Below are 20242 nucleotides of genomic sequence, written 5' to 3' on the forward strand. Positions count from 1 at the left end.
TAAAAATTAGAGGATCTCCATGGCTACTTATAGTACCAATGAATTCCGTTCAGGTCTTAAAATCATGTTAGATGGCGAGCCGTGCGCTATTCTTGACAGTGAGTTTGTTAAACCAGGTAAAGGGCAGGCGTTTGCCCGCGTTCGTATTCGTAAGTTAATTTCTGGCAAACTACTGGAAAAAACTTTTAAATCAACAGATTCCGTTGAAAGTGCAGATGTTATGGATGTCAATTTGACTTACCTGTACAACGACGGTGAATTCTGGCATTTCATGAACAACGAAACTTTCGAGCAGTTAGCTGCGGATGAGAAAGCCGTTGGTGACAATGCAAAATGGCTGATCGATCAGGCAGAATGTGTTCTGACTCTGTGGGATGGCCGTCCTATCGCTGTTACTCCACCAAACTTTGTTGAGCTGGAAATCGTTGATACCGATCCAGGTCTGAAAGGTGATACTGCGGGTACTGGTGGTAAACCTGCTACTCTCAGCACGGGTGCAGTAGTAAAAGTACCTCTGTTTGTGCAGATCGGTGAAGTTATCAAAGTTGATACCCGTTCTAACGAATACGTTTCTCGCGTGAAATAATCTCGCGTTGTTATTTTAAAAAAACCGCAGCCTCTTCGTCCAGTGATTGCGGTTTTTTTATTGTCCCAGATTTTGCTATGTATTGTTGCTCTTTGAGCAGATAGTTATAATCCTGTTTCATTTCCTATCGTTATCCGGGACGACTCGGATCAACGCCATCTCATTGGGGACGACCCCACTTTTATTGGACAGTTTATTCATTGAACTGCTTCCATTAGGTATAGGGTAAAAAGCATGTCTTGGTTGATACTTCTCATTGCAGGTTTATTTGAAGTTGTATGGGCTGTGGGACTGAAATATACACAGGGGTTTTCCCGTTTAGTGCCGAGCTTAGTCACTGTCAGTGCGATGGCTGTTAGTGTAGGGTTACTGGCTTATGCTATGAAAAATCTACCGACAGGAACAGCCTATGCTGTGTGGACAGGAATTGGGGCAGTAGGTACAGCGATTTTTGGTATTATCATCTTGGGTGAGTCTGCTAATCCTGCCAGAATATTAAGCCTTGGGCTGATTATCGTTGGCATTATCGGTTTAAAACTTGCCAGTTGATCACCTGTCATCATTTGATTTATCGCTAAATAAAACCCAGCATCATGCTGGGTTTTATTTTGTTTACTTTTTTTCATAACGGGAAGGCCATATCTCTTCCGGTGTCAGCCCCAGAGCGGCTGCGATTAAACGCTCCCCTTTCGGCCAGTGACGTTGCAGAGCATTCGCAAGAGTTGACGATGCCAGCCCCGCAGTACGTGAGACTTCCGAGAGTGTTGTGCCACGTTTTTTCAATTCAGCAATGATATCGGCGGAGTGCCAATCTTTATTTTCCATTTTTAATTTCTCCGGTTACCTGTCATTTTTCAATTAAAAAGAAATGATTTATCAGTAGACTATGAGTCACACATAATAACATAAATTAGATTTAAATGTGACTCATAGTCCGTGGTCGGATAAGTAACACGAATCGATACTTATCGGATGAAAAAACCTAACAACATCAAATCCCTCTTCGGGCAAAGGATCAGATATCTCAGGAGAGAAGCCGGGATGTCTCAGGAGGCTTTTGCCGATAAATGTGGTTTGGATCGAACCTATGTCAGCGGTATTGAGCGCGGAGTCAGAAATCCTACCTTAGAAATTATTTATGTTATTGCGAATGGGTTACAGATTGAACTGAATGAGTTATTTGATTTTGACGCCTCTGTCTCTTCCGGTTAGCGTCTCTTTCGGTTAAATAGTTCGCGATGCTATTTCTTATTTCATTCTGAAAGTGAAGTTTTATTGATTTTGCAGTTCTATCGCCTTTGAGCATATACAACTGGCTCAAAGGTGATTTTTTCTCTGTAAGAACGCTTTATCAGTGCTCAGTCTCACCAATATTTTTCAGGGCATCAATGACCATCTGCCAAAATTTGGCCTGATCCAGTTTCACAGCAACTTGAGTATGGCAGTCCTCTGGAGGAGGGAAACGGAAATCAGCGACAGTCATACCGGTTGTTAATATTCCACTCATTTCGATATTAACCGGAACTTTTTGTGTAGTCATAACACTGGGATCAATAACATAAGCGACAGCACAAGGATCATGGACAGGGGGGTAGCTGAAACCCTGCGATGCCCGATAACTTTCCCCATAAAATTGCAGTGCGTCCAGAACAAACTTAGCAGAGCGTGTGTTTATTTTGGAAATTGCCTCAGTGACTTCGGGTGTTGCCTGAGCCTGATGAGTGAGATCTAATCCGACCATGGTCAGTGGCCATTTCTCATTGAAAACAATATAAGCAGCTTCCGGGTCGATTAATATATTGAATTCGGCAACGGCACTTCTGTTACCTTTATGGTAGCCCCCTCCCATTAGTACAACTTCTTTTACCCGCTCCACGATTTGTGGTGCCTTACGTGCTGCAAGGGCAATATTAGTCAGGCCTGCGGTCGGGACTAATGTCACGCTTTTAGGCGGGTGCTCCATGATGATATCGATAATTAAATCAACGGCATGACGGGAGTCCAGTTCCATTTCCGGTTCAGGTAATACAGGGCCATCCAACCCTGTTTCTCCATGAATATGAGGAGCCGTCATGATTTCTCTGACTAAGGGGCGATGGCAACCGGCAGCAAAAGGGACATTATGGATATTAGCGATACGGGCAACGGAAAGCGCATTACGGGTAACTTTATCTAAAGTCTGGTTACCCACAACGGTTGTGACTGCTAAGAGTTCGATATCCGGGTTGCCATGAGCAAGCAGCATAGCAATAGCATCATCATGACCAGGGTCGCAATCGAGAATAATTTTCTTGGGAATCATATTCATTCCTTTTATGGCGTCTAAAGTAAATATACCCAACAAGAATAATTCACCATCAATAAAAATGCCTCCGCTGACCATCACAAAATGGCATGATAAAAAATATAATCAATTAACAATTTGTTTAATTATTGTGATTTAATTAACATATAAATAAAAAATGGTTTGAGCATTTTAAGTGCGTGTGATTCATATATAAACATCAAAAAATTGCAGGTGGCAAATTTTAATATTTGTTAATTTATTAATATTTTTGCCCTGCTTTGTCATTCCGCTTAAATAAAAAGCGTTAACTGAATGAATAACATTCAGTCAATGCACAGATCTCTCTGACAAGGAGCAGACTGATGCTCACGGGGTGTAATATGAATAATCAGATCGATTCATTAACATACTATGCAGCAACCAAAAAATATGATCTTCGCTTCCCAACACTGACAGAAGATCTGGATGTCGATGTTGTTATCATTGGTGGTGGATTTTCCGGTGTAAACACGGCGCTGGAACTGGCAGAAAAAGGTATTACCAATATAGCGATCCTGGAAGGAAGACACCTCGGATATGGTGGAACGGGGCGCAATGGCGGGCAGGTAATGGCTGGCATTGGGCATGATTTAGATCGGATTAAACGCCATGTTGGTGAGAAAGGTCTGGAGACAATATTCAAGATCAGCAATATGGGGGCGGGAATAATCCGCGATAGGATTGCCAAATATAATATCAATGCGGACTTCTGCCGAGGATACGGCTATATGGCTTATAACTCCCGGCAGGATAAGACACTGCAAGGTTGGCTGAAAGAGTTTCAGTCAGCCTGTCCTGATGAAGAAATTGAGCTTTATACCGGCTCGGATGTTAAAAAAGTTATTGGTTCAGATCTTTACACCTCTGGATTGAAACATATGGGAGGAGGGCATGTTCACTCACTGAACCTGTTGTTGGGGGAAGCTAAGGCCGCCACAGAATATGGCGTCAGAATTTTCGAAAACAGTCAGGTTGTGAATGTTGAATACGGCCCGAGAGTTACCGTTCGTACTGCAATGGGTACTGTACGGGCAAACAAAATGCTGTGGGCGTGTAATGCGTTTCTGAATGGTCTTGAACCAACAATTTATAAAAAAACAATTAATACTTACGCATTTCAGTTAATGACAGAAGAACTGTCAGACGAAATGATCGAAAAAATCAGCCCGATCCGTGGAGCCTATAGTGATATCAGCCCGGTCATCAATTACTGGCGGGTGACTAAAGAGAACCGCTTGCTGTTCGGCAGTGCGACGCAGTATGTCGAATATATCCCTTCAGATTTAAAAGCATGGAACCGCAATCGCATGCTGAATGTTTATCCCTATCTGAAAGATGTGAAGATTGAGCTGGCATGGGGAGGCCCTATGTGCTGTAGCGTCAGTCTGTTCCCGCAGCTCGGCACTTTACCGGAACATAACAATGTATTTTATGTTCAGGGGTATTCCGGGTTTGGAGTAACACCCAGTCATATTATCTGCAAAGTACTGGCAGAAGGTATGACTGAAGGCTCCGATCGCTACTCCCTGCTGAGTTCTATCCCGCATATGAATGTCATCGGTAAGGATCAACTGAGGCATGTCTTGCTGACTCTCGGAAAAAGCTGGCACCAGATTTCAGGCTATTGGAAAGGGCGTCGTTAGTTTTATTTCTTTTTTGCACAATCAATTCTGAAAGGTAAAAGTCATGATAAAACCACTATTGCTGGAGAAATCACTTCCTGAATTAATGCCGATTGGCAGTATTACGAATCTGGGTTCTGTTGTGGTAGAAGGTGATCCACAGGCGAGTGTTGCTATGGTTCACGGTGAGCCGACGGATAACCTGACTTGCGGTATTTTTGCCTGTACCAGAGGAAAATTTAAAATGGTTTATCCCTTTGATGAAATGGCAACAGTTCATGAAGGTGTTGTGAAACTGACGGATGTTAAAACAGGCGTTATGGTTGAATACCACAAGGGCGATTCATGGTTTGCTGCCAAGGGCACGGAAGTTTTGTGGGAAATTACCAGTGAACGCTTCGTCAAACATTATATGGCGTGCATCAATGCTCAGGTTTCAGGCTGACAAGAGGGCGACATCATGAGTGACATCACTTTGTTGGCGTCTGTTACGGCTTTTTTGCAGCGTTCTCATGGCCACTACATCAACGGACAATCTGTTCAGGGTCAGGGAGACAAAACTTTTTCGGTTGTTAACCCCGCGTCTGATGAAGTGATCGCGACCGTTAATCAGGGAGGTGAGGTCGAAGCTAATGCAGCGATGCAGGCTGCATCCAATGCTTTTCATGGTTCATGGGCGAAGACTTCGCCGATGGAACGTGGAAACTGCCTGATACGGCTGGCAGATTTACTGCAAAAACACAGTGAAGAACTTGCTCAGTTGGAAACGCTGTGTTCAGGGAAAACCATTCAGTTATCGCGTATGCTGGAGGTGGGTGCCTCCGCCGAGTACTTACGCTATTTTGCTGGCTGGTCGAGCAAAATCAGTGGCGAAACACTGAATGTATCTTTGCCCTCTTTTAGTGGAGAAGAATATACAGCCTTTACCCGTCGTGAACCTGTCGGCGTGGTGGTCGGGATTATTCCCTGGAATTTCTCGATCATGATTGCCATCTGGAAACTGGGTGCTGCTTTGACCTGTGGCTGTACGATTGTTCTGAAACCAAGCGAATACACGCCCTTAACGATGTTGCGAGTGGTGGAACTGGCGAAAGAAGCCGGAATTCCTGATGGCGTGATCAATATCGTCAATGGAACGGGAGCCGATGTAGGAACTAAGCTATTGACTCATCCGTTGTGTGCCAAAGTGACTTTTACCGGATCAGTCCCTACAGGTAAGTTGATAGGCAAATCTGTCATGGAGCAGGGATTATTTCATGCCACACTGGAGCTGGGAGGCAAAAATGCCGCCGCTTTCCTGTCGGATGTACCCGTTGAAAAGATAGTGGATGGAATATTGGAAGCCGGTTATCTCAATCAGGGGCAAATCTGCGCAGCGGCGGAACGTTTCTACATTCCTTCTGTTCATATGGATGCGGTTCTGGAACTACTCACTGAGCGTCTGTCTGCGATGAGAATTGGCTCACCCCTTGATGAATCGACAGAAATGGGGCCGTTGGCAAATAAAGAGCACTATGAAAAAATTCTCTCCCTGTTTGAAAAAGCACGTCAGGAGGGGAATGAAATCCTGTATGGCGGGCGAGCACTGGAAGGAAAAGGTTTTTTTGTCATGCCAACTGTGATCCGCGCTAACAGTGCGGATGATACGTTGATGAATGAAGAAACATTCGGGCCGATAGGAACTTTCCTCAGTTACGATGATGAGGAAGAGCTGATTGCGATGATAAACGCAACGCCATTTGGTTTATCTGCCAGTTTATGGACAAATGATCTCAGCAAAGCGATGCGAATGATCCCGCGCATTCAGGCAGGTATTTTGTGGGTTAATATGCATACGCATCTTGATCCTGCTCTCCCATTCGGAGGAACAAAATCGTCAGGGCTAGGCCGGGAGTTTGGCAAGGCATTCATCGAGTATTACACAGAACTGAAATCAGTCATGATAAGGCATTGATTGCTTGAAATTATCAAGACTGAAATGGTTTAAAGTTGCTTCGTGGTGGCTGGCGAGGCAACTTAATCATTTATCAATGCTGCAACATGGTTCTGCCACAACAGGGTGTTCCATAACATGCCACAAAAATTGTCATAAATGTGTCATCATTATTTAACGATAATGCCATATTGGGTGTTCACTATTCGGGTAAAAATTAATGTTCATTCTTTTTTAATTTTCCCGAGCATAAGGAACTCCCTATGTCCTGTAATGACCTGTCCCATCGCTCTGTACGCCATCATCACTCAAAAAATCTGCTTGCTATTACTTTTGCGATATTAATGTCAGGAGTTTGTTCATCTGCACAAGCCAGTAATGCAGACAAAATTATGGCAGAAAAACGTTCCGCCCATGGTGATCTTACTCAGTTTGGTGGCGCTCGCCGTCTTACTCAGGATCAAACTGATGCACTTAAGGCTGCATTGAATAACACAAAAGCGAAAAATGTCATTTTATTTATTGGCGATGGAATGGGGGATTCGGAAATTACACTGGCTCGTAATTATGCGCAGGGTGCTGGTGGTTTTTTTAAGGGAATAGATGCGTTACCTTTCACGGGGCAGTATACGCATTACTCATTGGATAAAGAGACAAAAAAACCAGACTATGTCACGGATTCTGCCGCTTCAGCCACGGCATGGACGACAGGAACGAAAACCTATAACGGTGCGCTGGGAATCGATGTTTTTGGCAAACCACACCAGACGTTACTGGAATTAGCCAAGAAGAATGGAAAAGCCACAGGCAATGTTACAACGGCTGAAATTCAGGATGCTACACCCGCAGCGCTCTACGCCCATATTACTAATCGTAAATGCTATGGCCCACAGGAAACACTGGAGAAATGCCCTACCGATGCAGTAGAAAATGGTGGGAAAGGTTCCATCACAGAACAACTTTTGGTGGCTCGGGCTGAAGTTACTTTGGGAGGAGGCGCTAAAAGTTTTGAGCAACAATCTGCCCATAATAATGCAAAGACTCTGAAACAGCAGGCATTAGAACAAGGATATCAATGGGTCACTGATCTCAATTCATTGAATAATATTAAAGAAGCCAACCAGAAAAAACCGCTACTGGGTATATTCAATCGTGGCAATATGGATGTTATCTGGCAGGGGCCAAAAGCAGTTTATCAAGGCAACCTTAATGAAGCGCCGGTTAAGTGCCGAATTAATGCAAAACGTAATTCAGATGAACCAACATTGGGACAACTCACTGAGAAAGCGATTGATTTGCTGAAGACCAACAAGAATGGATTTTTCTTACAGGTAGAAAGTGCTTCGATTGATAAACAAGACCACGAAGCCAATCCTTGTGCCCAGATTGGGGAAACTGTGGCATTGGATGACGCTGTTCAGGCTGCCCTGACATTTGCCAGACAGCATAAAGATACGTTAGTTATTGTTACGGCTGATCATGCCCATTCCAGCCAGATCGTTGCAAATGATGTTAAATCTCCCGGCCTGACCCGTTCATTGATTACTAAAGATGGTGCGGTCATTACGGTTAACTATGGCAACTCAGAAAAAGGTAAGCAAAATCATACTGGCACACAGTTACGTGTCGCAGCTTATGGCCCGTATTCCGCCAATGTTGTTGGTTTAACTGATCAGACAGATTTGTTCTTCACCATACGTGATGCAATGGAATTGAAACAATAGAAAATGATGGGATAAAAAGAGAAAGGTATTAAAAGGAATTAAACTGAATAGATGACCAAGTTGAACAGATAAATAGTAACAGTGGTGCGAAGGGGGGGACTTGAACCCCCACGTCCGTAAGGACACTAACACCTGAAGCTAGCGCGTCTACCAATTCCGCCACCCTCGCAGGTACTGCTATTTATCTGATTTGTTTAATGATGACTATCTGATTTGGTGCGAAGGGGGGGACTTGAACCCCCACGTCCGTAAGAACACTAACACCTGAAGCTAGCGCGTCTACCAATTCCGCCACCCTCGCAAATCCAGATACCATCTTTAAACAGATAGCATGGGGGCGCATTCTAGAGATTTTACGGCTGGCGTCAATCATTATTTATCAGAAGAAAGCATAACTGATGTAAAAATCGACACGTTGCTATTGCCATCCTGAATGGGTGGCAATAGCGGTCTGATTCGTTACTTTCTGCTTACTACTTCTTGGTGGCCTGATAAATTTTGAATTTACCTGTCTGAGCAATAACTTCATGGCTGCCAAAAGCACTATCCAGTAAGTCCGCATAAGGTAAAAACGCGTTTGCGACAATGCGGAATTTACCACCGGATTTCAGATAGCTTGGTGCCATGCGTATCATATCATCAGCGGCTGCTATACTGGTTTTCAGCCCATCATGGAATGGCGGGTTGGAAATGATCCAGTTGAACTTCTCTTCAATAGCAGAATAGACGTTACTGGTGACAACATTTCCTTCCAGCTTATTGGCTTTCAGTGTTGCCTTACTGGATGTGATCGCGGCTGCATTAACATCGCTGAGAGTCAGTGACAAATCGGGGTTATTTTTACCCAATACTGCGGCGAGAACACCAGAACCACAGGCAATATCCAGCAGGCTGCCGGAAATCGGCGTATCAAAAGTGGAAAGCAGAAGACGGCTGCCGACATCCAGATCATCCTGACTGAATACGCCGGGCAGTGTATTAATGATAGCATCACCAACCTGATAGCTATGCCACCAGTTATTCTGATCAAACTGAACTTGTTGCTCCAGTTGACCATAAAAAAGGCTGCAACGGCGGGCAGTGTCTACTTTACGGAAAGTAACGATCCCTTCCATCAGTTTATCGACGCTACGAACACCACTGCGGTTTTCACCGACAATAAAAATATTTGTACCGACAGGCAGGATGGAGAACAGGCTGCGGAGTTGGAAACGGGCTTCCTGCTTGCTCTTTGGCCAGTAATAAATCAGCGTATCACACTCTTTGACAAACGTGCTGTCAGCAGTGAGACCAAATGAAGCATGATCACCCAATGTACGGATCAGTGATTGCCAGTGATGATATTGATTAGTGTGTACCCGCACACTTGCAGCTTCGATTTCCGTTGCCAGTGTATCCTGAAGATCGCCTGCAAAGAGCAGATGATGGGACTGGAATTGCTCTTGATGGCGCAGGATCACTTCACTGGCCGGTGTTAATACTGACATCTATGTATAGCTCCTTATAACTCTTTATCCGGGCAATATTTATTTGACTATATCTTTGGGCAAAGCTGGAATGCCATGTTGTTGGCGCAGAGATAAGCCCTCTGATACTATACCGTTCATCTTTCAGGTGGCAGTTTTATTGATTTACAGCCTGAAACCTACCGGGTATATATTACCTGTTATTTTTTTATGGCAGATGGAATAAAACACGATGACGAAGCGTGACAGATCACTGACCCGACTGGGTATTACCCAATGGGTTCTGCGTAACCCTGCGGCCTTGCGGGGTGAATTATCTGTCCTCATCCCTGACTCAACCCGTCTGTTGATCATTACCCATGATCACATTGACTTAAGCCATTCATTACTTGCTGATATTTTCACAGCCATGGGGATTGATGCCTCATTAGTTTATTGCATTACAACAAAAGATGTTGAGCTACTTTCGGAATCAATTCGCTGCCCATGCTGGCTGTTGGGGGTTGATATTACCTTATCAATACAAGGGATTTCTTTGAGAAGCCCGGCATTAAATGACTTATCCCTTGATGGGGATGCAAAACGCGCTCTTTGGCAACAAATTTACCATTATGAAGAATATTTCTCTATTAACTCCCGCTGATCTTCCTGCGGCATTCCAGATAGAACAGGCCAGCCATCCCTTTCCGTGGAGTGAGAAAACCTTTTACTCCAATCAGGGAGAGCGTTATCTCAATTATAAAATCATGCTGAATAATCAGATGATTGGCTTTGCAATAACCCAATATATTCTGGACGAAGCAACGCTATTTAATATCGCTATCCATCCGGAATATCAATCACAAGGGTATGGAAGAACACTATTAAACTACCTGACAGAAACATTACCGGAGAAACAGATAAATACGTTATGGCTTGAAGTCCGGCGCTCCAACCAATCTGCGATCCGGTTATATGAAGATCTGGGTTTCAATGAAGTATCCATCCGCAAAAATTATTATCCGACATCGACAGGTAAAGAAGATGCCATTATTATGGCGCTACCGTTGTTTGGGGAATAGTGTGTGCATATCCGTATGTGAGCTTTTGCGATCTGGGAGAAGGGGAATGTAGATTTAATCTGATGAAGTCCCGATGATTTTCTGCATCATCATCTTGAGTATCATGAGTTGTTTATAGCGCCAAGTTCAGCGAAAATAAACGCTAATTCCAATTAACATACCGGATTTGATGGATTAAGGATCACTGGTGGAGCCTTAATCATGGTATCGCTCCGCGTAAAGAATAGAAGATTTCAATAGATGTCAAATTCTCCATTTCTGCAAGAAGTTGCGAAACGGCGCACCTTTGCAATAATTTCCCACCCCAATCCTTGATCTGGTTTTACCTGTTTTTGACTATTTGCATTCACTTTCACATTTCCTCATTTTTTCATTTTTAATTCAGTGAAAATGGTCAGGCTAGTGTTATTTTTACTCTGACATTTTTCAAGTTAATCTAAATCTCTTTGAGTGTTGTACATAAAATTATGTACAGAGTTTTGTACATAATGCTATAACAAGTTATTGGCACATGAAAATATGTACAAGGTGAGTTATGGCGCTATCAGATACGTGGCTTAGGTCGGTCGTTGGGAAAGAAAGGGATAAGCAGATAGTTAAATCGGATAGAGATGGTTTATCTGTCAGGATCACTCCAAAAGGCAAGGTGATTTTCCAATTTCGATTTCAGTGGAATGGTAAAGGCGAAAGGGTCGATATCGGCACATACCCAGCAACAACTCTGAAAGATGCCAGAGATGAGGTTATTAGACTCAAAGGGGAAATTGAATCCAATCGTAACCCTAGATTTGTAAAAAAACAGCAAAAAATAACTGCTTTTACCGAAGAAACAAATGAGGGGATTATAAGAAAGTGGCATGAGGCGTACTGTGTAAAAAACAAAAAGGATGCAGTGGGAATACTCCGATCTTTTGAGCTGCACGTCTTTCCCAAAATAGGAAATAGGCCGCATAGCTTAACCACATTACATGATTGGTTGGAGTTACTGGAGGGGTTATCTACACACTCTGAGTCAATAGCTGACAGAGTTCTCATAAATACAAAGCAAGCTCATAAATGGGGAGTGAAGAGGCAGTTGATACTTGGTGAGCCTCTGGTGCAGATAACAGGAAAGGATTTGGGAGTTCACAAGCGAGAAGGAACTAGGGTGCTTGAAGAGGGAGAAATAAGAATTCTGTTCCACGCACTAGAAAAATCAAGAGCATCATTAAAATATGAGCTGTTTGTTAAATTGCTACTACTTTTCGCTTGTAGGTTAGGTGAGTTACTGAACGCTGAAATCAGTCATTTTGATCTTGATAACAAGTTATGGACCATCCCACCGGAAGGCCATAAAACAGGCTCTTCTACTGGGAGGCCGCTAATTCGCCCAATCATTCCTCAAGCAGAGGAGATGATTAGGCAACTGATGGATATGAGTAAAGGATCAAAATATTTAATAACAAAAGATAATAATAATGAAAAGATAAGAGGAAGCTCATTAAGTTCTTTGCCATATAACTTAATGAGATTTGCGTGGAAGAAGTTAGACTATCAATTCCCGCATTGGTCTCTTCATGACCTGAGAAGAACCGCCAGAACGAACTTTTCTGATTTCACTGAACCTCATGTCGCCGAAATTATGCTGGGACATAAACTACCGGGTGTTTGGCAAGTGTATGATAAAAGCCACTATATAGATGAACAAAGAAAAGCCTATGGCTTATGGTGGGCTAAAGTTGAAACCATCGTATATGGTGATGGCAAAGTATCTTTATTAGTCGCCGGATAATCCTGCAAACCTCATGATCTTGTCTTTAGCCCAGAGGTTAGGGCAAGATCTTACATCTGGGTCTGGAAAGTCTGGCTTATACTTTTTACCAGTCTTACCGTTGATGCTGTTCCACCGCTGGATGGTAGACTTAGATCTTCCGAACAAGTTTGCGATTTCCGCTGTATCCATAAAATTACTCATCTTTCATCTCCATTTAATGGTTTTTATATAATTGGCTAGTGCGGGTTTAGTATTAATCTTAATTTGTGTGTACTTAATTTAGGCAAATCCCTTGCCGACTTCCTCCTTGCTTTCTCCAATTCGTTAGTCATCGGCGATGGTGATATTTACCTCCGACTCAGGAAAGCCAACTGACAGCAATCCCTCCACAACAAGATCGGTAACGAAATCTGCTAATATTTCATCTGAAACTGTTCTGCTGGGGCTGGTCAGTTCTTCTGCTGTCGTTCTGGTTATTTCGAGTGCTATTTTTGGTGTGCTCATACTATTTTCCTCAAGGGTTATTTTCGATATTAAATAGATATTCTCTATCTACAGTGGTTATTAATTTTCTTGGGGTGATAAAGGGTCGCCAAATTAAAAGCATTGAGCCTTTTGTATTGCCATTGCCTTTTTTTATTTGCTGAGCTGGAACAAACTGAACGCGGCTACCTGTGATTAATCTCACTTCATCTACGGTTTCCAGTGCCAATTTAAACCAGCCGACCGAAGTATCAGAAGGGACTAACATCACGATACTCTGGCATTGTTTTCTGCACTCAATCGCGGCTTTCTTTATCCACGGGTCAATTTTGGAGTAAGGTGGATTGCACCAGATAGAACCGTCACTTTCCCAGTCACATTCCAGTGCGTTATCTTGTTCTGTGAAGTAGTGGGCGCATAAGGCATTACCCGCAGAAGCGGCGGCATCAAGATAAAATTTGAATTCGAGATTGAGTGCTTTAAATAACGGGAGTGGAGTTTGCCAGAGGTCACGCAGTGCTTTTGGAGTGTTGCTGCCTCCGTAGTCTGTCATATTTTATCGCTATTTATTTTTCCATATGAAAGGTTTAAAACCACCGTCTTTAGACGGTGACTTTGACTTTAATTCTTTGACCTACGCGCGTTTACGAGGTGCGTGGTTCGACGACTTTCAGTCGTCGGCACCGAAGTGCGCTAACCCACCTACTTCAGTAGGTGGTAGTTAAGTGGAGTGACGTATCTTATAAACTGAATTCTGGGTTTTTATATATCCGTCAGTTATGTAAGTGTAGGGATTAATTACCGGAGATGTTTTTATTTCGACTCCATCGTTAAATCGTTTTTTGCTGTCATTAAATATCTTGCCAAAGGCTACTGTTTTATCATCTTCAAGCTCAATGCAGGCGGTTAATTCTATTTCGGCAGTGAATTCTAAAGATTCTTTGCTAAGGTGGCGGTAGAGGGGAAATATATCATCAGCAATCTCTGGGTGTGATTCGTTGAATTCACGCCATTCCGCTACTCGTTCTGGCAGAGTGGTCACGTCCATACTGCTACCCATTCCTTTATCGCGTGCCCATGCCACAGGCTGCATATTTCCATATTCAGCTAACTTTTCACGCATATCCACCCATGATTTTTTAAAGGCTTCAACCGTAGGCATTTCGGAGCAGATAATTTCCAGTGCTTCAGATGTGCTAACTTCATTTTCTAATCGCTTATCAAGCCAGCTATCTAAATCATGTTCGTTATTTTCTATTTCTGACGAAAAGTCCTCTTCTAAATAATCAAGGATACCATCTGTCCATGATAATGCTGCTTCATTATCTCCTTTTTCCAAAAAATGACGAATAATGGAAATGGTCAGTAATTGCTTTTCTGTTATCCATGAGGCAGCTACTTCATTCGCCGCCTTAAATTGCAGTTTGTTTATTTCTTTTTCGAATTCAATTGCATTATTATTCATTATTTAATTCTCGTTATTATTTATTGGGTAAAAGTAGAGTGGGATTATGTTGCGAATACAGAACATGTCACAATCAGGATAGTGCCTTGTAATTTCCATTTCCCAGTTGCCACTTAGATTCTGTGTTTCATACTGGAATGCGACAGGCAGAATACTTTCATATTCACCAAGTTTCTTTGCAGCTTCACAAAGCTTGATTACCTCATCGCAATCAACGGTTATTTTGTTGACGTCATAGTTTTTTGATATTTTCGCTGCTACTTTCAATCTGCTCGAAATATCATCGAGGGTATTATTTTCAAATTTATCGTTCATCTAAACTCCCTGCATGTAAGCTCTTATGAATGTTTCCGCGACCGGAGCGACGAGGGCATTTCCGTAGGCGCGCAGTCGTCCCACTCTTTTGGCAGCCCCAGCAGCAACCTCGCCATAACAGGGTGGAATGACTCTAATTTTTCCATCTGCCCCCTTGTCGGGTTTCCATTCATGCCAAATGTGTGTAGCCACAGCTGACGATAAAGGGTGTCGTTTCGAATCTTGCCGTCTTTCCTGATAAACGATCCTCCCATGTCCCCGCAGTCCTTGTAGCACCGCGTTGTTGGCGTGGCCCACCCAATACAGTCGTTGTCTGATATGCGGCGCACCGATGCCCGCAGCGCATAAATCAACCGCCGCTGAGGAGTAACCCGTTCCTTCCAGGTCAGTTTGTACAAGGTCGAGCCAGTGCAATCCGTCCCGACTTGCAACCTGTTCACCAAAGATAACGTCAGGTCTGCATTGTTCGATGAGGTAATGGAAATGTGGCCATAAGTGCCGCTCGTCAGTAAACCCGCTTCCTTTGCCTGCCGCGCTGAAAGGCTGGCACGGGCAGGAGCCTGTCCAGACGGGTCTTTCATCAGGCCATTCTGCACGGCGCAGGGCACAACTCCAGACACCAATTCCGGCGAAGAAATGACACTGTTTATATCCGCGTAAATCATCGGGTCTGACATCCTCAATACTCCTTTCATCCACATCCCCCGGCGCTATGTGACCGGCTGTAATTAAATTTCTGAGCCACTGAGCGGCATAAGGGTCTATTTCGTTGTAATAGGCACTCATCTAAACTCCCTACATATACTCTCTGCTTTATGACACATCTCAGCGTCAAACCAGCCGAAATGACATTCGCCAGGATTAATGCCTAATTTTTCAGCCAACCATTTATATGCATCCGTGCGAGTGAGTTTTCCTGATTTCCATATCCGTTCGAAATGGGGCTTGCATCTATTCCTTGCTGCGCGAGTTTCCTTATCTGCCAACGTTCCTAATGGAATATCTGTAAATGGGTGCATGCCTACGTAGGCTTTACATGCTGTGCATATATATAACCAAGGCCAATTACCGTAATCTTTGCCATACACAGCTTTGTGGCTGACTATTGCTATATTTCCATCGCAATAATGGCATTGGGTAGGTGTAGGTAATGGGTCTTTAACTTTTTTGATTGCTCTTGTGCTGGGATTCCACGGGGTGTACATGAAGAGTTCTCCTTCATGAATATAATCCAGTAAATATCTAAACGTATGGTTCAACTCCTAATTGTTTAAACCAATTTTTTATTTCCTGATATTCCTCATCGCTAATACCAATTTCTGCTCGAAACTCTGAAAATGAATCACGAGCAGCTTCTTTTGTTAGAAAATAAATTAGTGTTTGTAATTTTTCGGGTGTTTTCGACATAAACCCTCCCGCCGCATAGCAGCGTAGTGATAGGGTTGAGTTAGAGGGGTCTATCTGGAGTTAAATTGCGTAGATAGCGTGTTTGGAATACTGTTTTCCAACTGGGGCAAACGGTAGATCATCGTCATAATCCATCGGTGGTTCCTGCTGTGGTTGTTGTGGTTGCTGTGGCGATTTCCATGCCTGCCCTGAATGTTGCTGGCCTTGTTGACCTCCCTGTCTATTGCCCAGCATCTGCATTGTCCCGCCGATGGGGTTAACCACAACCTCCGTTGTATAACGATCTTGTCTCTGTTGGTCTTGCCACTTGCGTGTTTGCAATTGACCCTCAATATAAATCTGGCTGCCTTTCCTCAGATATTCACCGGCAACTTCTGCCAGTTTTCCGAACAGAACCACACGGTGCCATTCTGTTTTTTCCCTCAGCTCACCTGATTGCTTGTCTTTCCATGCTTCAGAGGTAGCCAGTGTGATATTGGTGACTGCGCCACCATTGGGTGAGTAACGTACTTCCGGGTCTTGACCTAAGTGACCGACCAGAATACATCTGTTAACGCCGCGTTGTGCCATTTATGCTGCTTCCTTTTCCATTATCATGGATTTGATTTTTCTGAATCCCTGTTTCAACACTTCACTATTCATGCCTTCAATCGCTGTCCAGCTGCGTGTAGCAAAAATACTGTCCAGAACATCAAGTCGCTGGAGTTTGGCGTCTGTCCCGTTTCCATCCAGCCCCAGTTTTACAAACAACCCCTTTATTTCTTCACACCAGATTTCTCTCTGGCGTTTTTCGTATCTGAAGCCGTCATCCGTGATGTCATTCGCAAACAATGTTGCGCTGTCGTGCTGTTCCATTGAATCAAAGTGCTTGCCACCAATGTTAAGAAAATCAAAGTGTGGTGCGAATGTCTGGAATGTGGGGAAATCAAACTCTTTGCCATTGAGCCTGTCCGTGCGATCCTTTTCAACCAGTGCCCGGTTGATAATCCGCCCGTTTTCCCTGTGCTTTATCATTTCAATCAGCAATGAGGGTTCATATCCCATCTCTTTCTCGGTGGCCATCTTGGTGCCGCTGGTGATGAGTTCCATTTTTCCTGTCTCATCATTTTTCTGGTATTCGTAAATCGAGCCTGCACGACCGCAAACTATTGCGTGGATCTTTGATGACAGAAACAGGTCAGTAAACTCTGCCCACTTAGCTTTGATAGGCTTCCAGTGATGGAACTCAAGCTGATAAACAGGCTTAGCGTGGGGGTTATTCTTTTGCCGTTGGGTGTTGAGTTGTTTCAGATAGCTATCCTGACAATCTTTCCAAACGTGGGTGATTGAGTCGGCAATGATAATCGAACATTCCTGTTCTGCTTCTCGCCAGAATCCCATTAAATCCTTAATGGCCCGGCTTTCGTCATAAACCAGAAATTCAATACCGGCGGCTTCAAAGAATGGGATGATATAAGTTGCAGCCGGTTCTGTATCAAACATGGCAACCGGTTTTTTGAGGTTGTAGGTCTGCCATAATCCGACCGCGATTTCTGTGGCAGTTCTGGTTTTCCCTGACCCGGCATCACCGTAGATGCCAATTTTCGCAAAAGCCTGTTTGCGTTCCGCTTTTCTCAGGTAGTGTTTCACGCTGCTCTCCCAATTGATTTATCTTTCAGACTTATCATTACAATTTTATCGAGTGCCTCTACGTAGATATCCCAAGCTGCCGGGTGTTCTTTGAATATGGGTTCGAGTATTTCACTGGCTTCTTCTGATAACGAGTTATCGATAAATCCCAGAACAGTTTCCTCGGCTTTTTCCCTGCGTTCAGCCTCGGCTTTCTCTTTCTGTTCTGCTTTATTTTCTGCTTGTTTCTGTGCTCGATCCCAATTGGCGTAGGTGTTGTAACCGAAATGCCTCATGCTGCTCTCCTCTGTAGTTTGTTTAGTTCTTCCATAAGGCTATCTATTAAATCTCTGTCATTGAGGTACTGAGCGACCTCATTCATTCCCCACTGGCTGGCATCAAGTATTTCTTCCAGCCTTCCATCAAGGCGGTTAATTCCTTCGGGGAACTCAACTTCATTTATCCCGGCACAGTACTGTCGGACAGCAACCGCTGGCGCTAATGCTTTCATGTTGACCTCTGTAATATTTCATAAGCAGTTTCATGCCGCGTTTCCATGCAGCAGGGCGTTTTTCACGTACAGCAATCCCTCCCCATGACTGAGCACGGGTTAAATGTCGTTTGTTCATAATGGATTATCTGACAGTATGTAGAATGAATATGATGACGAGAATTGAGAGTGAGTAGTAAAAGAAACTATCGGACATTATTTAATATAAGAGCAATAAGTGCCTTGGCGTGTAGTTCGGCGGCTTCTTGGGTGAGGTGGATAAGTCTGTTTTTTAAGCGGGTATTATCAATGGTGCTTTCAGTCCAAAAAGCTTTCCAATACAAGCTATCTTCATCAGACCCTTCTATATTTGGAAAATAGTAAGCCTGCCCCTTTTTCAATGCCTCTCTTACTGGCTCAGGAACGTCGTATTCTCCAATCCTGATAGTGCGGGGTTTTAAGCGGTATTCAGCGTTTATATTGTCATAAAACGCAGTTTCTCCGCCTAAATCTCTCCATCCACCCCATCCATAGTCGGTTTTTACCTGAAAATACTTCCACCATTCAGCATCTGTTTGTGCAATTTCTGCCGCTTTCATCATTAAATCGGCGTGAATATGTTTAGCCATTGTTATTCTTCAACCTTTTCAAAAGTTCTGATAACAGTTAAAACTTCTTCTTCCTTGGTTACTTTTAGAAAATAAGCATCCTCTATCCAGTCTATTTCCTCTGGGTCGCTGTGTTTCCCTCCGCCATACCAATATGTCCAGCCGACCCATGCACCATCCGGAGTTTTACTGGCTACTGATTTTGTTTCATAATGCCGACTGAGAGGCGCATCTATATTTGTTTCTATGGTTCCTCCCCTAATTTGATCCAGTAAATCAAAAATAACATCACTGTTTTCAACTTCATCATACATATCATCGATTGCTGATATGGATATGTTCTTTCCGTAATATCTTTCTAAGACGATATGCTTTATTGCTTGCTGTGGGGATGAATACATTGGTTTGTTCATTAATAATCTCCTGTTATTCAGGTAATAAAAAACCTCGCTTGGCGAGGCTGGTGTTTGGTGATTTTGTTATTATCTAACGAAAAGCAACCTGCTATAAAAAATCAGACCCCAAACTGGCGGAATTAAAAAGAATAAGGTTAAGAATGCATAAAATATTTTAGACTTTTTTTTAACAAACAGAAAAGCTGAAATTATTCCAAGCGGCACTGTGATATACCAGATATAAGCAATATGTAATAGGTAAAATAGATAATATGCAATCATAAACAATACTATTGATGCTATTGCATCTGGCATTGCTGTCATTATATTTGAGTTGCTAATGTCGTACATTAAATCGGGTGTTGCTTCTTGCAGCTCAGATAATCCAGACATATATACTCCCTCATGAATCCATTGTCGATCCCCGGAATATATCAGAGTAACTCACCACAGCCCACTCGGAAATGAGCTGCAATCAACTATCTGTTGTAATCTAACCAAGTGCGATAATGCCTGCGATACATCAAGCACATGCAAATCTTTATACGACGTAATTCAGGATTGCTACGGCACTGCTTAAGATCACTGCGATAATAATCATAACGAGCTTTATCTTCTTGAGCGCATAACATTGCGAATTTATCTTGAGTCTTAGTCATTCTTATTCACCTCAGTATCAATATTATTTTGGAATGAGCTGGAGTCAGTTACCTGCTTTTAGCCACATCAGGCGAGGTGGTTTTGCTACTCCCCAGCAACAAAATCGTTTAAAGTGGTTTCACACCTATAATTGAGAAGATTTTTAACTAATGGATAGAAGTCAATTTAAAAATATTGCCAGATGGCTTGGCAGGAAGTTCAATAAATCAAATTTCGCTATGATAGGTTATGTTCTGCTACTGACATATTGTCCTGAATCGCTCAAATTATGGCTGAGTGAACACAATCCTGATTTTTTGCCAGAAGTAGTGACCTATTGCGTTTCTCTATATTCTATCAG

General features: G+C 43.1%; 28 protein-coding genes and 2 tRNA genes. 10 read left to right on the forward strand and 20 right to left on the reverse strand.

Annotated features, from left to right (window positions below; all coding sequences use genetic code 11):
* Nucleotides 1-19: 19 nt before the first annotated feature.
* Nucleotides 20-586: an elongation factor P gene (efp, locus tag Xinn_RS05320; protein ID WP_086954371.1), complete on the forward strand. Its 567-nt coding sequence runs from the start codon at nt 20-22 to the stop codon at nt 584-586.
* 234 nt (nt 587-820) lie between these two features.
* Entirely contained in the window at nt 821-1135 is a 315-nt protein-coding gene (sugE, locus tag Xinn_RS05325) for a quaternary ammonium compound efflux SMR transporter SugE (RefSeq protein ID WP_086954370.1), read from the forward strand.
* Nucleotides 1136-1198: 63 nt separating this feature from the next.
* Here the strand turns inward: sugE and Xinn_RS05330 are convergent, their stop codons facing one another.
* Nucleotides 1199-1411, reverse strand: a complete 213-nt coding sequence (locus Xinn_RS05330; RefSeq protein WP_038260439.1) for a helix-turn-helix domain-containing protein — start codon at nt 1409-1411, stop codon at nt 1199-1201.
* Between the two features lie 216 nt (nt 1412-1627).
* On the opposite strand from Xinn_RS05330, the gene Xinn_RS05335 reads away from it, so the two are divergent.
* The gene (locus Xinn_RS05335; RefSeq protein ID WP_339373515.1) at nt 1628-1798 is read left to right on the forward strand and encodes a helix-turn-helix domain-containing protein; all 171 of its coding nucleotides are present in this window, start codon (nt 1628-1630) and stop codon (nt 1796-1798) included.
* Between the two features lie 139 nt (nt 1799-1937).
* Here the strand turns inward: Xinn_RS05335 and uriH are convergent, their stop codons facing one another.
* Nucleotides 1938-2888 carry a uridine-preferring nucleoside hydrolase UriH gene (uriH, locus tag Xinn_RS05340; protein WP_086956506.1) on the reverse strand — a complete coding sequence of 317 codons (951 nt, stop codon included), beginning with the start codon at nt 2886-2888 and terminating at the stop codon, nt 1938-1940.
* A gap of 365 nt (nt 2889-3253) precedes the next feature.
* Between uriH and Xinn_RS05345 the strand changes: the two genes are divergently transcribed.
* From Xinn_RS05345 to phoA, 4 genes are all read left to right on the forward strand, one after another.
* Nucleotides 3254-4555 (forward strand): NAD(P)/FAD-dependent oxidoreductase, encoded by a 1302-nt coding sequence (locus Xinn_RS05345; RefSeq protein WP_086956505.1) that lies wholly within the window; start codon nt 3254-3256, stop codon nt 4553-4555.
* 43 nt (nt 4556-4598) lie between these two features.
* Nucleotides 4599-4979, forward strand: coding sequence for a cupin domain-containing protein (locus Xinn_RS05350; protein ID WP_086954368.1), 381 nt, complete (start codon nt 4599-4601; stop codon nt 4977-4979).
* Nucleotides 4980-4994: 15 nt separating this feature from the next.
* Entirely contained in the window at nt 4995-6488 is a 1494-nt protein-coding gene (locus Xinn_RS05355) for an aldehyde dehydrogenase family protein (RefSeq protein WP_086954367.1), read from the forward strand.
* A 242-nt stretch (nt 6489-6730) separates the two neighbouring features.
* Complete coding sequence (gene phoA, locus Xinn_RS05360) at nt 6731-8191, forward strand: alkaline phosphatase (RefSeq protein ID WP_086954366.1); 1461 nt, start codon at nt 6731-6733, stop codon at nt 8189-8191.
* Nucleotides 8192-8273: 82 nt separating this feature from the next.
* On the opposite strand, the gene Xinn_RS05365 is transcribed toward phoA, so the two are convergent.
* The 3 genes from Xinn_RS05365 to rsmC form a co-directional block, all read right to left on the reverse strand.
* Nucleotides 8274-8360 (reverse strand) — tRNA-Leu (locus Xinn_RS05365).
* Nucleotides 8361-8405: 45 nt separating this feature from the next.
* A tRNA-Leu gene (locus Xinn_RS05370) sits at nt 8406-8492 on the reverse strand.
* Nucleotides 8493-8664: 172 nt separating this feature from the next.
* Nucleotides 8665-9678: a 16S rRNA (guanine(1207)-N(2))-methyltransferase RsmC gene (rsmC, locus tag Xinn_RS05375; RefSeq protein WP_086954365.1), complete on the reverse strand. Its 1014-nt coding sequence runs from the start codon at nt 9676-9678 to the stop codon at nt 8665-8667.
* A gap of 211 nt (nt 9679-9889) precedes the next feature.
* On the opposite strand from rsmC, the gene Xinn_RS05380 reads away from it, so the two are divergent.
* From Xinn_RS05380 to Xinn_RS05390, 3 genes are all read left to right on the forward strand, one after another.
* Nucleotides 9890-10300, forward strand: a complete 411-nt coding sequence (locus Xinn_RS05380; protein ID WP_086954364.1) for a DNA polymerase III subunit psi — start codon at nt 9890-9892, stop codon at nt 10298-10300.
* A complete protein-coding gene (gene rimI / locus Xinn_RS05385; RefSeq protein WP_086954363.1) occupies nt 10269-10718 on the forward strand; it encodes a ribosomal protein S18-alanine N-acetyltransferase in 450 nt (149 codons plus the stop codon). Before Xinn_RS05380 ends, rimI begins: the two co-directional genes overlap by 32 nt.
* A 535-nt stretch (nt 10719-11253) precedes the next feature.
* Nucleotides 11254-12489, forward strand: coding sequence for a tyrosine-type recombinase/integrase (locus Xinn_RS05390; RefSeq protein ID WP_086954362.1), 1236 nt, complete (start codon nt 11254-11256; stop codon nt 12487-12489).
* A 306-nt stretch (nt 12490-12795) separates the two neighbouring features.
* On the opposite strand, the gene Xinn_RS05400 is transcribed toward Xinn_RS05390, so the two are convergent.
* The 15 genes from Xinn_RS05400 to Xinn_RS05460 all read right to left on the reverse strand — a co-directional run bounded on the left by Xinn_RS05400 (nt 12796) and on the right by Xinn_RS05460 (nt 19635).
* The gene (locus Xinn_RS05400) at nt 12796-12975 is read right to left on the reverse strand and encodes a hypothetical protein (RefSeq protein WP_086954360.1); all 180 of its coding nucleotides are present in this window, start codon (nt 12973-12975) and stop codon (nt 12796-12798) included.
* Between the two features lie 10 nt (nt 12976-12985).
* Nucleotides 12986-13507, reverse strand: coding sequence for a phage N-6-adenine-methyltransferase (locus tag Xinn_RS05405; RefSeq protein WP_086954359.1), 522 nt, complete (start codon nt 13505-13507; stop codon nt 12986-12988).
* Between the two features lie 168 nt (nt 13508-13675).
* Nucleotides 13676-14419, reverse strand: a complete 744-nt coding sequence (locus Xinn_RS05410; protein WP_086954358.1) for a hypothetical protein — start codon at nt 14417-14419, stop codon at nt 13676-13678.
* Between the two features lie 3 nt (nt 14420-14422).
* A complete protein-coding gene (locus Xinn_RS05415; protein WP_086954357.1) occupies nt 14423-14734 on the reverse strand; it encodes a hypothetical protein in 312 nt (103 codons plus the stop codon).
* Entirely contained in the window at nt 14735-15520 is a 786-nt protein-coding gene (locus Xinn_RS05420) for a DNA cytosine methyltransferase (RefSeq protein ID WP_086954356.1), read from the reverse strand.
* The gene (locus tag Xinn_RS05425; RefSeq protein WP_086954355.1) at nt 15517-15939 is read right to left on the reverse strand and encodes a zinc-finger-containing protein; all 423 of its coding nucleotides are present in this window, start codon (nt 15937-15939) and stop codon (nt 15517-15519) included. The genes Xinn_RS05420 and Xinn_RS05425 overlap by 4 nt, the downstream gene beginning before the upstream one ends.
* A gap of 37 nt (nt 15940-15976) precedes the next feature.
* Nucleotides 15977-16141, reverse strand: coding sequence for a hypothetical protein (locus Xinn_RS21905; protein WP_169923531.1), 165 nt, complete (start codon nt 16139-16141; stop codon nt 15977-15979).
* Nucleotides 16142-16201: 60 nt separating this feature from the next.
* Nucleotides 16202-16711 (reverse strand): single-stranded DNA-binding protein, encoded by a 510-nt coding sequence (gene ssb / locus Xinn_RS05430; RefSeq protein WP_086954354.1) that lies wholly within the window; start codon nt 16709-16711, stop codon nt 16202-16204.
* A complete protein-coding gene (locus Xinn_RS05435; protein WP_169923532.1) occupies nt 16712-17770 on the reverse strand; it encodes an AAA family ATPase in 1059 nt (352 codons plus the stop codon). It lies immediately after the preceding gene.
* Nucleotides 17767-18045, reverse strand: a complete 279-nt coding sequence (locus Xinn_RS05440; protein WP_086954352.1) for a hypothetical protein — start codon at nt 18043-18045, stop codon at nt 17767-17769. The genes Xinn_RS05435 and Xinn_RS05440 overlap by 4 nt, the downstream gene beginning before the upstream one ends.
* Entirely contained in the window at nt 18042-18260 is a 219-nt protein-coding gene (locus tag Xinn_RS05445) for a hypothetical protein (protein WP_086954351.1), read from the reverse strand. Before Xinn_RS05445 ends, Xinn_RS05440 begins: the two co-directional genes overlap by 4 nt.
* On the reverse strand, nt 18205-18378 hold the full coding sequence (locus Xinn_RS21910; protein ID WP_169923533.1) for a hypothetical protein: 174 nt from the start codon (nt 18376-18378) through the stop codon (nt 18205-18207). The genes Xinn_RS05445 and Xinn_RS21910 overlap by 56 nt, the downstream gene beginning before the upstream one ends.
* Nucleotides 18379-18445: 67 nt before the next feature.
* Entirely contained in the window at nt 18446-18868 is a 423-nt protein-coding gene (locus Xinn_RS05450; protein ID WP_086954350.1) for a hypothetical protein, read from the reverse strand.
* Between the two features lie 2 nt (nt 18869-18870).
* Nucleotides 18871-19260 (reverse strand): hypothetical protein, encoded by a 390-nt coding sequence (locus Xinn_RS05455; RefSeq protein ID WP_086954349.1) that lies wholly within the window; start codon nt 19258-19260, stop codon nt 18871-18873.
* A 69-nt stretch (nt 19261-19329) separates the two neighbouring features.
* Nucleotides 19330-19635, reverse strand: coding sequence for a hypothetical protein (locus tag Xinn_RS05460; RefSeq protein ID WP_086954348.1), 306 nt, complete (start codon nt 19633-19635; stop codon nt 19330-19332).
* Nucleotides 19636-20242 lie beyond the last annotated feature (607 nt).

The sequence above is a fragment of the Xenorhabdus innexi genome, from assembly GCF_002632485.1.
In the GTDB taxonomy this organism is placed as follows: Bacteria; Pseudomonadota; Gammaproteobacteria; order Enterobacterales; family Enterobacteriaceae; genus Xenorhabdus; species Xenorhabdus innexi.